Here is a 14,664-nt window from a genome sequence, read left to right as displayed (position 1 = left end):
CCGCTTCCCGACAAGCCCGAAGCTGCTCGAACCGAACGGGAGCCTTGATCGCCCCGCATCCCCCCGATAGCGCTGGCGCCATGACCACCCAGCCGCTCCCCGCCACCCAGGACGATGCCCGCGCCGAACTGGCCGATCTGGCCGAGCGCATCGCGCGCGCCGACACCGCCTATCATGGCGAGGACGCGCCGGAGATCAGCGACGCGGAGTACGACTCGCTGGTCCGCCGCAATCGGGAAATCGAAGCGGCGTTCCCCGCGCTGGTGCGCACCGACTCGCCCTCGCTGCGCGTCGGCGCTGCCCCCTCGGGCCATCTGGCCAAGGTCGCCCATGCCCGGCCGATGCTGAGTCTCAACAACGCCTTCGCCGACGAGGACGTGGCGGAGTTCGTCGCCAGCGTCCGCCGCTTCCTGCGCCTGTCCGACGACGAACCCGTCGCGCTCACCGCCGAGCCGAAGATCGACGGCCTGTCCTGTTCGCTGCGCTACGAAGGGCGCAAGCTGGTCCGCGCGCTGACCCGCGGCGACGGCGCGGTCGGCGAGGACGTGACCGCCAATGTCGCGACCATCGCCGACATTCCCCAGACCCTGCCCGCCGCGCCGGACGTGTTCGAGGTGCGCGGCGAGGTCTATATGGCCAAGGACGATTTTGCCGCCCTCAATGCCCGCCTGCTCGCCGACGCCGCCGACCCGGCCAAGGCGCGGCAATTCGCCAATCCGCGCAACGCCGCCGCCGGATCGCTGCGACAGAAGAACGCCACCGTCACCGCGTCGCGCCCGCTCAAATTCCTGGCGCATGGCTGGGGCGAGGTCACGGCGCTCCCTGCCGATACCCAGGCCGGCGTGGTGCAGGCATTGAAGGACTGGGGCTTCCCGATCGCCGACGCGTTCCAGCGCTGCGACGGCGCCGCGCAAGCCCTCGCCGTCTATCGCGCGATCGAGGCCACGCGCGCCGACCTGCCCTACGATATCGACGGCGTGGTCTATAAGCTCGACCGGCTCGACTGGCAGGAGCGGCTGGGCTTTGTCGGCCGCGCCCCGCGCTGGGCCATCGCGCACAAATTCCCCGCCGAACGCGCGCAGACCACGCTGAAGGCGATCGACATCCAGGTCGGCCGCACCGGCGCGCTGACCCCCGTCGCCCGGCTGGAGCCGGTGACGGTCGGTGGCGTCGTCGTCACCAACGCGACGCTGCACAATGCCGACGAGATCGAGCGGCTGGGCGTCCGTCCGGGCGACCGTGTCGTCGTGCAGCGCGCCGGCGACGTCATCCCGCAGATCGTCGAGAACCTGACCCGCGACGAAGCGCGCGCGCCCTGGACCTTCCCGACCACCTGCCCCGAATGCGGCTCGCTCGCCGAACGCGGCGAGGGTGAAGTCGTCGTGCGCTGCACCGGCGGTCTCGTCTGCCCGGCGCAGCGGGTCGAGCGGCTGATCCATTTCGTCTCGCGCCACGCCTATGACATTGCCGGGCTGGGGCTGGTGCGGGTCGAGGAATTCTTCCGCGACGGGCTGATCGCCTCCCCCGCCGACATCTTCCGCCTGCACACCCATCGTGAGGCGCTGGTCCAGCGCGAGCGCATGTCCGAGCTGGTCGTCGACAAGCTGCTCGCCGCGATCGACGCACGCCGCAGCATCGGGCTCGACCGCTTCCTGTTCGCGCTCGGCATCCGCCATGTCGGCGAAGTCACCGCCCGCGACCTCGCGCGGCGCTACGGCACGATCGAGGCGTTCCTCGACATGATCGAGCGCGCGCTGGCGGTCCGAGCCGAGACCGTGCCGGCGATCGGCGAGAACGATCGCAAGTTCGTCCTGCGCCGCGGACGTGCCCTCGTCGCGGCAGTCGAGACGGCGGGCATCGGCCCCGAAGTCGCCGACGCCCTCCTCGCCTTCTTCGCCGAAGAGCATAACCGCGCCGTGGTCGACGACCTGCTGCGCGAAGTCACCCCCCTACCGGTCGAGCACAAGGCGGTCGCGTCCGAACTGACCGGCAAGACCGTGGTCTTCACCGGCAAGCTGGAAACGCTCAGCCGCGACGAGGCCAAGGCACAAGCCGATGCGCTGGGCGCCCGCGTATCGGGATCGGTGTCCAAGAAGACCGACTTGGTCGTCGTCGGCGCGGACGCGGGGTCGAAACGCGCGAAGGCGGAGGAACTGGGCATCCGCGTGATCGACGAGGCGACATGGGCGGAGATCGTATCCGCTGCAACAACGTGACGTTTTTGCAACGCACACAAAGAGACTGAGTTCCCCGCTTTCGGTTGTCGCAAAATAGAAATATGGCGCGTCCATTGGCGCCGGGACGGTGAATGCCGCCGCCTGAACCAGCGTACCGAGTCGCGCCACGACCTTGCGATTCAAAGGGGACTTATGAACACCAAGCTCTATGCCGGCGTGGCCTTTGCCGCGCTCCTGCTCCCGGCCTCCGCCTTCGCGCAGTCGACCGGCTCGACCGATTTCGAATCGGAAGAAATCGTCGTCACCGGTTCGAGCGTCCAGAACGGCGTCGACGGCATCAAGATTCCCGACAGCCCCAAGGCGCGCGTCGTGCTGGATCAGGAATTCATCGCGAAGCAGGCTCCGGGCAACACCGTCCTCGACGCGCTCAACATCGTTCCCGGCGTGAACTTCACCCAGAGCGATCCGTTCGGTTCGTCGGGTGGCAATATCCGCATCCGCGGCTTCGACAGCAACCGCGTCTCGCTGACCTTCGACGGTTTCCCGCTGAACGATTCGGGCAACTACGCGATCTATTCGAACCAGCAGCTCGACCCTGAGCTGATCGACGAAATCAACGTCAACCTCGGCGCGACCGACGTCGACAGCCCGACCGCATCGGCCGCCGGCGGCACGGTCAACTATCGCACGCTGATCCCGTCGGAAACACTGTCGGCCACGCTGGTCGCCTCGTATGGCGATTTCGATTTTCACCGCGTGTTCGGCCTGATCGAGACCGGAAACCTGACCTCGTTCGGCACCCGCGCCTTCCTGTCGGCGTCGAAGGCATCGAACGACAAGTTCCGTGGTCCGGGCGAAATCCGCAAGCAGCAGTTCAACGCCGGCATCTACCAGCCGCTCGGTGACAATGGCGACTTCATCCGCATCTCGGGCCACTACAACGAGAACCGCAACAACTTCTATCGTTCGGTCTCGGTGGGCGATATACGCACCCTTTTCGGCACCGGCGTCATCCCGGCGAACGCCAATGCATCGCCGTCGAACCCGATCCGCATCGACCTGAACGACAGCCAGTTCGAAACCGTCAGCAATTTCGAGAATAACGAATTCTGCTCGACGCCGACCCCGGTCAACGGCACGGCGCAGGCGGCGAACAACTGTTCGAACTATTACGGCATTCGCGTCAACCCGTCGAACACCGGCAACGTCCGCGCCAATTCGCGCTTCTCTCTGACCGACCAGCTGACGCTGACGCTCGACGGTTCGTACCAGTACACGCTGGCCCATGGCGGCGGCACCTCGACGCTGGCCGAGAACTCGGCACGCGCCAAGGGCAGCCTGACCACGTCGCCGGGTGTCGATTTCAACGGCGACGGCGACTTCCGCGACACGGTGCGCTTCTTCTCGCCCAACATCACCAACACCAACCGCTACACCGGCATCGCGTCGTTGCGTTACGACTTCAACGACGACCAGCGCGTCCGCGTCGCCTACACCTACGACAATGCGAACCACCGCCAGACCGGCGAATGGGGCTATCTCTATTCGAACGGTATGCCCGAGAACATCTTCTCGGGTCGTAACGGCCGTCCGGTGCTGGCCGCCGACGGCTTCGTGATCTCGCAGCGCGATCGCAAGTCGGTCGCCTTGCTGAACCAGATCTCGGGCGAATATATCGGCCGCTTCTTTGACCGGGCGTTCACGCTGCAGGTCGGCCTGCGTGCGCCGTTCTTCAAGCGTGACCTCGAAACCTACTGCCCGATCGAGGCACGCGGTTCGGGCTTCGCCTACTGCACCAGCGAACCGATCGCCTCGCTGCGCATCATCGCCCCGAACGCCGTCGTCCCGACCACCGGTGCGACCCCCTATTATGCGCCGTTCGCGACGACCTATAAGTACGACGCGATCCTGCCCAACGCCGGCTTCACCTACAACTTCGCTGATACCAACATCAGCATGTTCGGTAGCTATGCGAAGGGCTTCTCGGCGCCGCGCACGGATAACCTGTACCGCGCGCCGTTCATCGGTGTGCAGCCGGAAAAGACCGACTCGTTCGATCTCGGCCTGCGCTACAACAGCCGCGTGGTGCAGTCGCAGCTGACCGGCTGGTACATCAAGTACAAGAACCGCATCGTGACCTCGTTCGACTTCGATCAGGGCATCTCGTTCGACCGCAACATCGGTGCGGTGGACAGCTATGGCTTCGACGGCACCGTCACGGTCCGTCCGACCAACTGGCTGGGACTGACCGCGATCGCGTCGTACACCCACACCGAACTGCTCTCGAACGTCCAGACCGCCGGCACGGCGATCGCGCAGACCAAGGGCAAGAAGGTTCCGGAAACGCCGGAATGGCAGTTCGGTGGCCGCGCCGAATTTAACTACGGCCCACTGAACGTCGGCGTTCAGGGCAAGTATGTTGACGAACGCTTCGCGACCGACGTCAACGACGTCGTCGTCGGATCGTACACCCTGGTCGATCTCGACGCGCGCTTCAGCCTGGAACAGTACGGCCTGAAGCGCACCAGCTTCGCCGTGAACGTGCGCAACCTGTTCGACGAAAAGTATTTCGGCAACATCAGCACGCAGGTCGATGCGCTCTCGGGCAACCCGAACTTCTCGGTCGGCTACCCGCGCACGGTCATCGGTTCGATCAAGTTCGGCTTCTAAGCCCTACCCGATCCAACCAACCGCGAACCGCCGTCCCGGCAACGGGGCGGCGGTTTTCGTTTGGGGGCCGCTTGCGCTAAGGCCATTTTGCCAACCCGCCCCCGCCCCGCTATGACCATGCGGGGGCACAAGACGACTGACGGAGCGCATGACGCCGAAGCCCGCCATTTTCTCGCGCCCCTTCTTCGAACAGAAGAACCGCGCCTTCTGGCTGCTGCAGGCGGCCGGCTGGACCGGCTATCTGCTGCTGCGCTCGGTCTCGACCGTGGCCAGCGCCGCGTCGCTCAAGAATGTGCTGGGCAATATCGTCGAGGTGATCGTCGGCTATTGCCTGACGCTGCTGATGAGCGTGCTCTACGGCTATTATCGCTCGCTGCCGCGCGTGCCGGCGATCTTCCTGACGATGTGCACCTTGTCGGCGGCGACCTTCGCCTATTCGCTGATCGACGCCTTCGTCTTCACCTTCATCCGCAACGTGTCGCCCGATGTCAGCCTGTCGCTGGTGCTCGGCACGCTGTTCCTGAACTTCACCGTGCTGACCGGCTGGTCGGCGCTCTATTTCGGGATCAATTTCTACCTGGTGGTCGAACAGCAGGTCGACGAGATGCGGATGCTGGAGATGCAGGCGTCGTCGGCACAGCTCGCCATGCTGCGCTATCAGCTGAACCCGCATTTCCTGTTCAACACGCTCAATTCGATCTCGACCCTCGTCCTGCTGAAACAGACCGAGAAGGCGAACGTGATGCTCAGCCGCCTGTCGTCGTTCCTGCGCTACACGCTCGCCAACGAACCGACCGCGCACGTCACGCTGGAGCAGGAGGTTGAAACCCTCAAACTCTATCTCGATATCGAAAAGATGCGGTTCGAAGATCGCCTGCGTACCTGTTTCGACATCGATGCCCGCGTGGCGCACGCGCGGTTGCCGTCGCTGCTGCTGCAACCGTTGGTCGAAAACGCGATCAAATATGCCGTCACGCCGCAGGAGGACGGGGCCGATATCGCGATCACCGCTCGACTGGCCGGGGATCGGGTGCAGATCGCCGTGTCCGATACCGGGCCCGGCTTGATCGACAGACCGAAGCGGCCGACGCTTTCCACCGGTGTCGGCATTCAGAATATCCGGGACCGGCTGGCACAGGCGTACGGCCCCGACCATTGTTTCGAAACCCGCGCCGGCAACGACGGCGGGTTCGTGGTCGAGATCGAACTGCCCTACCAGACGCAAGACGTTACCAAAGAGGCTGCATGACCATCCGTACCATCCTTGTCGACGACGAATCGTTGGCGATTCAGGGCCTCGAACTGCGGTTGCAGGCGCATGAGGATGTCGAGATCATCGACAAATGCCAGAACGGCCGCGAAGCGATCCGGTCGATCAAGACCCACAAGCCCGACCTCGTCTTCCTCGACATCCAGATGCCGGGGTTCGACGGCTTTTCGGTGGTGCAGGGGCTGATGGAGGTCGAACCGCCGCTGGTGGTGTTCGTCACCGCGTACAGCGACCACGCGATCCGCGCGTTCGAGGCGCAGGCGGTCGATTACCTGATGAAGCCGGTGGAGGAATCGCGCCTCGCCGACACGCTCGACCGCGTGCGCCAGCGCCTGTCCGAAAAGCGGGGCCAGGCCGAGGTCGAGAAATTGAAGGAAGTGCTCGCCGAAGTCGCCCCCGACACCGCGGCGGAGATGGAAGCGGCCGACGGCGCGAACGACGACGCGGTCGGCGCGAACCGCTTCGAAAAGCTCATCAACATCAAGGATCGCGGCCAGATCTTCCGCGTCGATGTCGACACGATCGAGATGATCGAGGCGGCGGGCGATTACATGGTCATCAACACCGGCGACAATTCGCTGGTGCTGCGCGAGACGATGAAGGACCTCGAAAAGCGCCTCGACCCTCGCCGGTTCCAGCGCGTCCACCGCTCGACCATCGTCAATCTCGACCTCGTCAAGCAGGTCAAGCCGCACACCAATGGCGAATGTTTCCTGATCCTCGAATCGGGTTCGCAGGTGAAGGTCAGCCGCTCGTACCGCGACGTGGTGGCGCGCTTCGTCCACTGATGACCGGGCTGACCGTTGCGGCACTCTACCGCTTTACGAAGATTGCTGACCCGCAGGCGGTCCGCGACACGCTGGAAACCGTGCTCGCCGACGCGGGGGTTCGCGGCACGCTGCTGATCGCCCCGGAAGGGGTCAACGGCACCATCGCCGGCAGCGCGGAGGGCATCGCCACCGCGCTCGCCGCGATCCGCGCCCTGCCCGGCTGCGAAGACCTGACACCGAAGTTCAGCCACGCGGCGACGATGCCGTTCCACCGGCTGAAGGTTCGGGTGAAGCAGGAAATCGTCACGATGGGCGTGCCCGGCACCGATCCGAACCGGATCGTCGGCACCTATGTCGCCCCCGCCGACTGGAACGCGCTGATCGCCGACCCGGAAACGGTCGTGATCGACACCCGCAACGCCTATGAGGTGAAGGTCGGCACTTTTGCCGGCGCGGTCGATCCGCAGACCGACAGCTTCCGCGACTTTCCCGACTGGTTCCGCGCCAATCGCGACACGCTGCTGGCCGGCAAGTCTAAGGTCGCGATGTTCTGCACCGGCGGCATCCGTTGCGAGAAATCCACCGCCTTCCTGAAGGGCGAAGGCGTCGAGGACGTCTATCACCTCGACGGCGGCATCCTGAAATATCTGGAGGAAGTGCCCGCGCAGGCGAGTGCGTGGGAGGGCGAATGCTTCGTCTTCGACGAACGCGTCGCGGTCGGCCATGGGCTGACGCAAGGCACCCACGCGCTATGCCGCGGCTGCCGCATGCCGGTCAGCCCGGAAGAGCGCACGTCACCGTTGTTCGAGGAAGGCGTACAATGCCCCGCCTGCGCCGGCACCCGCGACGCCGCGACGCTGGCGGCGAAGGCCGAACGGCACCGACAGGTGATGCTGGCCGCCAGACGCGGCGAACAGCATGTGGGTAAGCGGATGGCGCGGGAAGCCTAGCCTCCACAATCCGCGCCACGAACGTCACCCCAGCGCAGGCTGGGGTCTCTCCGTAATCAGGCGCGCTCCTCGCCGCAGGAGGCCCCAGCCTTCACTGGGGCGACGCCCTCTATTACTCCGCCTCGCCGCCCTTCGTTTCGTCCGCAGGCGCATCCGCACCCTCGGCCGGCGTCTGGAAATAGGCCTCGACCGGGCCCGACAGCTTGATGGTCAGCGGCTGGCCCTTGCGGTCGACCTTCTTGCCGAGGCCGACGCGGATCCAGCCTTCGGAGATCGAATATTCCTCGACATCGTTGCGCTCGGCGCCCTTGAAGCGGATGCCGATGCCGCGCTCCAGCACGGGCTGGTCGAAATGCGGGCTGCGCGGATTGATCGAGAGGCGATCGGGGGGCGTATCAGTCATGGGCGCGGCCCATGCCGCAAAACGCCGCGCCCGCCAAGCGGAAAGGGCGGAGGACATGCTCCCCCGCCCCGCCGCATGTCGTGCGGTCAACAATCAGTTACAGACGCGCACGCGCACCGTCTGGTCGTAATAGGGGTCGTAGCGCCGCTCGACCCAGCACCGCTGATAGTTGTTGTAGCGATAGGCGTAATAGCCGTCGTTCGGATAATAGCCCCGCTGACGATAGAAGCGGTCGTCGTAATTATAGGCATAGCCCCGGTCGCGATAATAGCGATCGCGGAACCGCCGGTCGTTCGCGCTCGACGCCAGCGCCGCGCCGATCGCGAGGCCCGCAATGCCGGCGACGACCGCCGCACCGCCATTGTCGCGGCCCCGGTGCCAGCCGCGGTCGTAGCCACGGTCCCAGCCATAGCCGCGGCGCCACTGTGCATCGGCCGGCGCGGCAGCGGTCAGCGCCGTCGCGGCCAGCGACAACCCCAGGCCCGCCTTGGTCAGCAAGCTATTCATGCCAATCTCCTCAACCTGCGTGGGGGCCAGCAAGGCCCTTGTCACGACGACGCATCTGCGCCGATGATCGAATCGATAGCACCGGGCGACTGAACGGACGCGGAACCGGCCATTCACCGGCGGTTTAGGGAAGGGGTAACCATGGCGCACTGGCTGTTGAAGTCCGAACCCGACAGCTATGGCTGGGACGATCTGGTCCGCGACGGCGGCACCGAATGGGACGGGGTGCGCAACCACGCCGCCGCAAAGCATCTGCGCGCGATGGCGGTCGGCGACGACGCGATCTTCTACCATTCGGGCAAGGACAAGGCGGCGGTCGGCATCGCGCGCATCGCCCGCGCGGCGCAGGCGGATGGCGACGAAGGCTGGGTGTCGGTCCGCGTGGAGCCCGACCGCTCCCTGCCCCGCCCCGTGACGCTGGCGGCGATGAAGGCGGCGGTCGGGTTGCAGGACATGGCGATGCTGCGCCAGTCGCGGCTGTCGGTGTCGCCGGTGACGGACGGGGAATGGACGGCGCTGATGCGTTTGGCGGGGGAGTAGCGACTTCTCTCCAACAACCCCGTTTGGTTCGAGCAGCTTCGAGCCTGTCGAGAAGCGGCCGTCGAGAACTCCCCGTTTGGGGCAAGGCGTTCTCGACAGACGCTTCTCGACTACGCTCGAAGCTGCTCGAACCAAACGGAGAAAACCAACCCCCACCGTTCGTCCTGAGTAGCCGCTGAGCCTGTCGAAGCGGCGTATCGAAGGACCGCCCCAAATGCTTCGATACGAGCCTTCGACTTCACTCAGTCTCTACTCAGCACGAACGGAGTGGCGGAGCCTCAAGCCCCCTCCACCCGCGCCAACCGCGGCGACAACACATGCACCAGCAGCAACGCCACGAAATACGCCGACCCGGCAACGAAGAACAACGGCGCATAGCTGCCGATGCTGTCCAGCACATAACCGGCGTACTTCGCCATCAACATGCCGCCGACCGCGCCGACCGTCCCGCCGATGCCGACGACCGACCCCACCGCGGCGCGCGGGAACAGGTCGGACGGCAGCGTGTAGAGGTTCGCCGAAAAAGCCTGATGCGCCGCGGTCGCGATCCCGATCACCAGCACCGCAACCCACAGATTGTCGATCGACTGCGCGAACAGCACCGGCAGCACCGCCACCGCGCAGACGAACATCGTCGCCTTGCGCGCGAAATTGACGGTCCGCCCGCTGGCGATCAGCCGCGACGACAGCCATCCGCCCGCAACGCTGCCCAGGTCCGACAACAGATAGATCGCGACCAGCGGCGGCCCGAAGCTGAGCAGATCGAGGTCGTAGCGGTCGCCCAGATAGCCCGGCAGCCAGAACAGGAAGAACCACCAGATCGGATCGATGCAGAATTTGCCCAGCGCATAGGCCCAGGTCTCGCGCTTCGTTACCAACCGGCGCCACGCGATCGGCTGCACCGGATCGGCCGGGTCCTGCTCGATCCATGCCAGTTCGGCCGTCGACAGCTTCCTGTGCTCACGGGGGGAACGGTAGAAGGCCAGCCACGCGACCAGCCACACCAGGCTGACGACGCCGGTCACGACGAACGCCATGCGCCACCCATAGGCGAGCGTCAGCACCGGCACCGCCAGCGGGGTGATGATCGCGCCGACATTGGCCCCGGCGTTGAACACGCCGATGGCAAAGGCGCGTTCCTTGGCCGGGAACCATTCGGTCACCGCCTTGATACCGGCGGGGAAATTGCCCGCCTCGCCGACGCCCAGACCGAAGCGCGCCATCGCGAATTGCGTCACGCTATACGCGCCGCCATGGGCGATATGCGCGACCTGCCAGATGACGAAGGCGACGGCATAGCCCATGCGCGCGCCGATCACGTCGACGATCCGCCCGAACCCGATATAGCCGATCGCATAGGCCATCTGGAAAAAGAAGATGACGTTGGCGAAATCGGTTTCGGTCCAGCCAAGGTCCTTGGACAGGGTGGGTTTCAGCACCCCGATCATCTGCCGGTCGACATAGTTGATGACCGTCGCCATGAACAACAGCGCGACGATCCCCCAGCGATAGCGGCCCGCGCGCGTCGCCGCACGTTCGATGCCGTCAGCCTGCTCCGTCATTCCACGCCTCCGCTTGCATCCTCTGCGGATCGGCCCGTCTGTCGGGGCCGATTCCGCGGTGTTGGTTAGGGGTGACGGCTCGCTGCTTCACCGTACCCCCGCGCAGGCGGGGGTCCAGAGCCACGAGATCAAGCCGTCGCGATCAGGAACCCTGGACCCCCGCCTGCGCGGGGGTACGGTCTGAATCCGCCGCACCGCCCGCCGCCACGATCCCGCACGCGACGCGCATCGCCCCGAACTCCGCCTCGAACCGCTGCCCCGGCCGGATCTGGTGCACGCCCGTCACCGCGCCCGACGACACCCAGGTCCCCGGCGTCAGCGGCACCCCGCGCGCGGCGAGGCAGTCGACCAGGAACGCCACCGCGCCGATCGGCCCGTCGAGCATCGTCCGCGCGGTCGCCGTGCCGACCACCGCGCCGTCGATCCGCGATTCCACCGGCCAGTCGAGAAAGCCCAGTTCGCGCCAGCCGGGCACTTCCGCCCCGATCAACAGCCCGTAATTATTGCCATAATCGCTGATCGTGACCAGCGGCCCGTCGGCATTGATCCCGGCATAGGGCGAACTGGCGATCTCGATCCCGACATGGACCGCATCTACCAGGTCCAGCGCCTCGTCCAGCGACAGCCCGGTCCGCCCCGGCTCCGGCGCCCGGCCGATCCGCACGCAATATTCCGCTTCGGCCGCGGCAAAGCCGTCGGCGATCACCGCCATTGCGCCCGCCTCCGTGCCGACGACCTGATCGGCGAAGATCGGCCCGGCCAGCCGGTTGGCACCCAGCGCGGTGTCCAGCGGCGCGTTGATCCGCCCGACCTTCCATCCCGCGACCGTGCGGCCGTCGATGGCGATCGCGCGGTCCTGAATGGCATAGGCCTCGGCCAGCGTCGTCGGCGCCTCCCCCGGATAGGGCGACAGGCCCACCGCCTGCCGCCGTGCCGTCACGAACGCCTGCGCGATCCGATCGCGATTACCCATGCCCCACAGCCTCTCTCAAATCCGCGATCGGCGTATAGGAAACCGGTGTCACACGCAAGGCGGCGAAATCGTCCTTCGGGACATTGGCGGATCGTTCCGGTCAAGCTATCGAAGCTGCATGAAGAAAACCGGCCAGCCGACCATCAACGACGTCGCCCGACTGGCCGGAGTCTCGAAAAAGACGGTCAGCCGGGTCATCAACCAGTCGCCGCTCCTGAATGGAGAGACGCGGGACAAGGTTCAGGCGGTCATCGCCGACCTCGGCTACATTCCCAATCCTCAGGCGCGCGCGCTGGCACTGCGCCGCAACTTCCTGATCGCGCTCATCCACGACAATCCCAATGCGCAGATGGTGTTGCGCGTGCAGCAGGGCTTGCTGGAGGTGTTGCGCGACACCGAATTCGAACTGCTCGTCCATCCGGTCGATCGGGGCGCGCCCGACATGCGCGACGAAATCCGCCGCTTCCTCGAACGGCAGCGTCCCTATGGCGTGATGCTGCTCCCGCCCATTTCCGAAAACGACGCGCTCGCGGCGCTGTGCGCGCAGATCGGCTGCCGCTATGTCCGCATGGGGTCCGCCGCGTTCGACGATCCCGCCCACATGGTCTCGTCGAACGACCGGGAGGCGGTGCGCGGCGCGATCGATCATCTGCTCGCCGCCGGCCATCGCCGCATCTGCATGATCGCCGGCCCGCACGGCTTCCGCTCCGCCTTCGAACGGCAGCAGGGGTATGAAGCGGCGATGGAGGCGGCGGGGCTCGGCGTGCAGCGCACCTGGATCGCGCAGGGCGACTATACCTTCGAATCCGGCATGCGCGCGGCCGAACGGCTGCTCGACCTGTCGCCGCGTCCGACCGCGATCTTTTCCTCGAACGACGAAATGGCCGCAGGCGCGCTGCACATCGCGCGGCAGCGCGGGCTGGACGTGCCGGAAAACCTGTCGATCGTCGGGTTCGACGATACCTCGATCGCCTCGCACCTCTGGCCGCCGCTCACCACGGTCCGCTGGCCGATCGCCACCATGGCCCGCGCCGCCGCGCTGAAGCTGATCGGCGACGATGACGACGAACCCGACGCCGACGCCCCCCCGGCGGAAGAGACGATGTTCGTCTCGACCCTGATCCGCCGCGCCTCGGTCGCCAAACCGCAGGAGTGACTTGCGGGGAAGAATGACACCGATTACCTTGCCTCGATAGCGTCGCTCCGGCGCAGGCTGGAACATCCCTCCGCAAGCGCGCCGTCAGCCGCACGCACGGAGTCAGCGCGACGTCGAAGGGAGAGGACCCATGCACCATCTACCGATCGCCCGCCGCGACCTGATCGCCGGCGCCGCCGCACTGGCGCTGGTCCGCCCCGCCCGCGCCGCACCGCGCACCGCCGACCCCGTCGTCACCGCGCCGGCCGGACGCTGGCGCGGAACCACCGAAGCTGGCGTCCACGTCTTTCGCGGCATCCGCTACGGCGTCGACCCGACCCGCTTTCGATTTCAACCCGTTACGGCGCCCGCTCCGTCCCGCGACACGCTGGCCGCGACCGATTTCGGGCCGTCCTGCCCGCAACGTGCCAACATCGACGACCAGAATGAGGATTGCCTGTTCCTCAACGTCTGGACCCCCGATGCCCGGCGCGGCGCCAATCGCCCGGTCATGGTCTATTTCCATGGCGGCGCCTACACGACCGGCACGGTGGTCGATCCGCTGGTCTACGGCCACAAACTGGCGGCGGACGGCGACGTCGTGGTGGTGACGGTCAACCACCGGCTGAACGCGCTGGGCTATCTCTATCTCGCCCGGCTCGACCCGCGCTTTCCCGACAGCGGCAATGTTGGACAACGCGATCAACTGCTCGCACTACGGTGGATACGCGACAACATCGCCACCTTCGGCGGCGATCCGTCCCGCGTCATGCTGTTCGGCCAGTCGGGCGGCGGGGCGAAGATCGCGACCCTCCTGGCGATGCCCGACGCCACCGGCCTGTTCCACGCCGCCGCGACCATGAGCGGCCAGCAGGTCACCGCCTCCGGCCCCCTCAACGCCACCCGCCGCGCCCAGGCATTCCTCGCCCGGCTCAAGGCCACCCCCGCCGAAGCCGCGACCCTGCCGATCGCCCGCCTGGTCGACGCATTGGCGGCCGAGGACCCGATCCTCGGCGGCGGGGTCTATATGGGGCCGGTGCTCGACATGCGGTCGCTTCAGCGCCATCCCTTCTGGCCCGACGCCCATCCGCTCGGCCGCCATATTCCGTTGATTCTAGGGAATACCCGCGAGGAGACCCGCGCCTTCATCGCGCCGCAGCCGGACCTCCACTGGACCAATCTGGCCGAACGCATCGCCCCGCAGCTGCGCGTCGACGCCCCGCCCGAATGGGTCGTCGCCCAGTATCGCGCGCAATTCCCGGCGATGACGCCGGAGGATATCCTCTACCGCGCGACCACCGCCGGGCGCAGCTGGCCGGGACAGGTGATCGAGGCGGAGGCCCGCGCCGCCGCCGGTTCGCCCGCCTGGGTCTACCAGCTCGATTATGCCTCGCCCGTCCGCCCCGGCGGCCGCGCTGCGCATACCGACGACATTCCGCTGGTGTTCGGCACGCTCGACGCCCCCGGTTCGATGAGCGGCACCGGCCCCGCCGCCCGCGCCCTGTCGCAGCGGATGATGGCCGCCTTCGTTTCGCTCGCCACCCATGGCAATCCCGGCCGCGACTGGCGGCACCACACCCTGCCGACCCGCGCGACGATGGTGTTCGACACCACCAGCCAGGCGGTCAACGACCCCCGCCGCTGGGAACGCGAACTCTTCGCCCGCTTCCCCTATATTCAGCCGGGAACCTAGCGTTTGATCCCCCT

Annotated in this window: 12 protein-coding genes; 8 read left to right on the top strand and 4 right to left on the bottom strand. The window is 66.5% G+C overall.

The features are described 5' to 3' along the window. The first annotated feature begins 80 nt into the window (after positions 1-80). From ligA to trhO, 5 genes are all read left to right on the top strand, one after another. Positions 81-2,216, top strand: a complete 2,136-nt coding sequence (ligA, locus tag AVT10_RS05645; RefSeq protein WP_066689258.1) for an NAD-dependent DNA ligase LigA — start codon at positions 81-83, stop codon at positions 2,214-2,216. 153 nt (positions 2,217-2,369) lie between these two features. Beyond that, positions 2,370-4,847 carry a TonB-dependent receptor gene (locus tag AVT10_RS05640; RefSeq protein ID WP_066689256.1) on the top strand — a complete coding sequence of 826 codons (2,478 nt, stop codon included), beginning with the start codon at positions 2,370-2,372 and terminating at the stop codon, positions 4,845-4,847. A 148-nt stretch (positions 4,848-4,995) separates the two neighbouring features. Beyond that, entirely contained in the window at positions 4,996-6,096 is a 1,101-nt protein-coding gene (locus tag AVT10_RS05635; protein WP_066689250.1) for a sensor histidine kinase, read from the top strand. Next, a complete protein-coding gene (locus tag AVT10_RS05630) occupies positions 6,093-6,905 on the top strand; it encodes a LytR/AlgR family response regulator transcription factor (RefSeq protein ID WP_066689248.1) in 813 nt (270 codons plus the stop codon). The genes AVT10_RS05635 and AVT10_RS05630 overlap by 4 nt, the downstream gene beginning before the upstream one ends. After that, positions 6,905-7,837, top strand: a complete 933-nt coding sequence (trhO, locus tag AVT10_RS05625; RefSeq protein WP_066689245.1) for an oxygen-dependent tRNA uridine(34) hydroxylase TrhO — start codon at positions 6,905-6,907, stop codon at positions 7,835-7,837. The genes AVT10_RS05630 and trhO overlap by 1 nt, the downstream gene beginning before the upstream one ends. Before the next feature lie 112 nt (positions 7,838-7,949). Here the strand turns inward: trhO and AVT10_RS05620 are convergent, their stop codons facing one another. After that, positions 7,950-8,240, bottom strand: coding sequence for a DUF3297 family protein (locus AVT10_RS05620; RefSeq protein WP_066689243.1), 291 nt, complete (start codon positions 8,238-8,240; stop codon positions 7,950-7,952). Between the two features lie 93 nt (positions 8,241-8,333). Next, the gene (locus AVT10_RS05615) at positions 8,334-8,747 is read right to left on the bottom strand and encodes a hypothetical protein (protein ID WP_066689242.1); all 414 of its coding nucleotides are present in this window, start codon (positions 8,745-8,747) and stop codon (positions 8,334-8,336) included. A 141-nt stretch (positions 8,748-8,888) separates the two neighbouring features. Between AVT10_RS05615 and AVT10_RS05610 the strand changes: the two genes are divergently transcribed. Continuing rightward, positions 8,889-9,287 carry an EVE domain-containing protein gene (locus tag AVT10_RS05610; RefSeq protein ID WP_066689241.1) on the top strand — a complete coding sequence of 133 codons (399 nt, stop codon included), beginning with the start codon at positions 8,889-8,891 and terminating at the stop codon, positions 9,285-9,287. A 278-nt stretch (positions 9,288-9,565) separates the two neighbouring features. Here the strand turns inward: AVT10_RS05610 and AVT10_RS05605 are convergent, their stop codons facing one another. Next, entirely contained in the window at positions 9,566-10,849 is a 1,284-nt protein-coding gene (locus AVT10_RS05605; protein ID WP_066689239.1) for an MFS transporter, read from the bottom strand. A 142-nt stretch (positions 10,850-10,991) separates the two neighbouring features. Next, on the bottom strand, positions 10,992-11,822 hold the full coding sequence (locus tag AVT10_RS05600; protein ID WP_066689237.1) for a 2-keto-4-pentenoate hydratase: 831 nt from the start codon (positions 11,820-11,822) through the stop codon (positions 10,992-10,994). 118 nt (positions 11,823-11,940) lie between these two features. Between AVT10_RS05600 and AVT10_RS05595 the strand changes: the two genes are divergently transcribed. Both AVT10_RS05595 and AVT10_RS05590 read left to right on the top strand, forming a co-directional pair. Then, positions 11,941-12,978, top strand: coding sequence for a LacI family DNA-binding transcriptional regulator (locus AVT10_RS05595; protein WP_066689235.1), 1,038 nt, complete (start codon positions 11,941-11,943; stop codon positions 12,976-12,978). A 130-nt stretch (positions 12,979-13,108) separates the two neighbouring features. Next, entirely contained in the window at positions 13,109-14,650 is a 1,542-nt protein-coding gene (locus tag AVT10_RS05590; protein WP_066689233.1) for a carboxylesterase/lipase family protein, read from the top strand. Positions 14,651-14,664 lie beyond the last annotated feature (14 nt).

Origin of the sequence: Sphingomonas hankookensis (genome assembly GCF_001619955.1) — a bacterium.
Classification (GTDB): domain Bacteria; phylum Pseudomonadota; class Alphaproteobacteria; order Sphingomonadales; family Sphingomonadaceae; genus Sphingomonas; species Sphingomonas hankookensis_A.
This window is presented reverse-complemented; position numbering and strand designations above follow the sequence as displayed.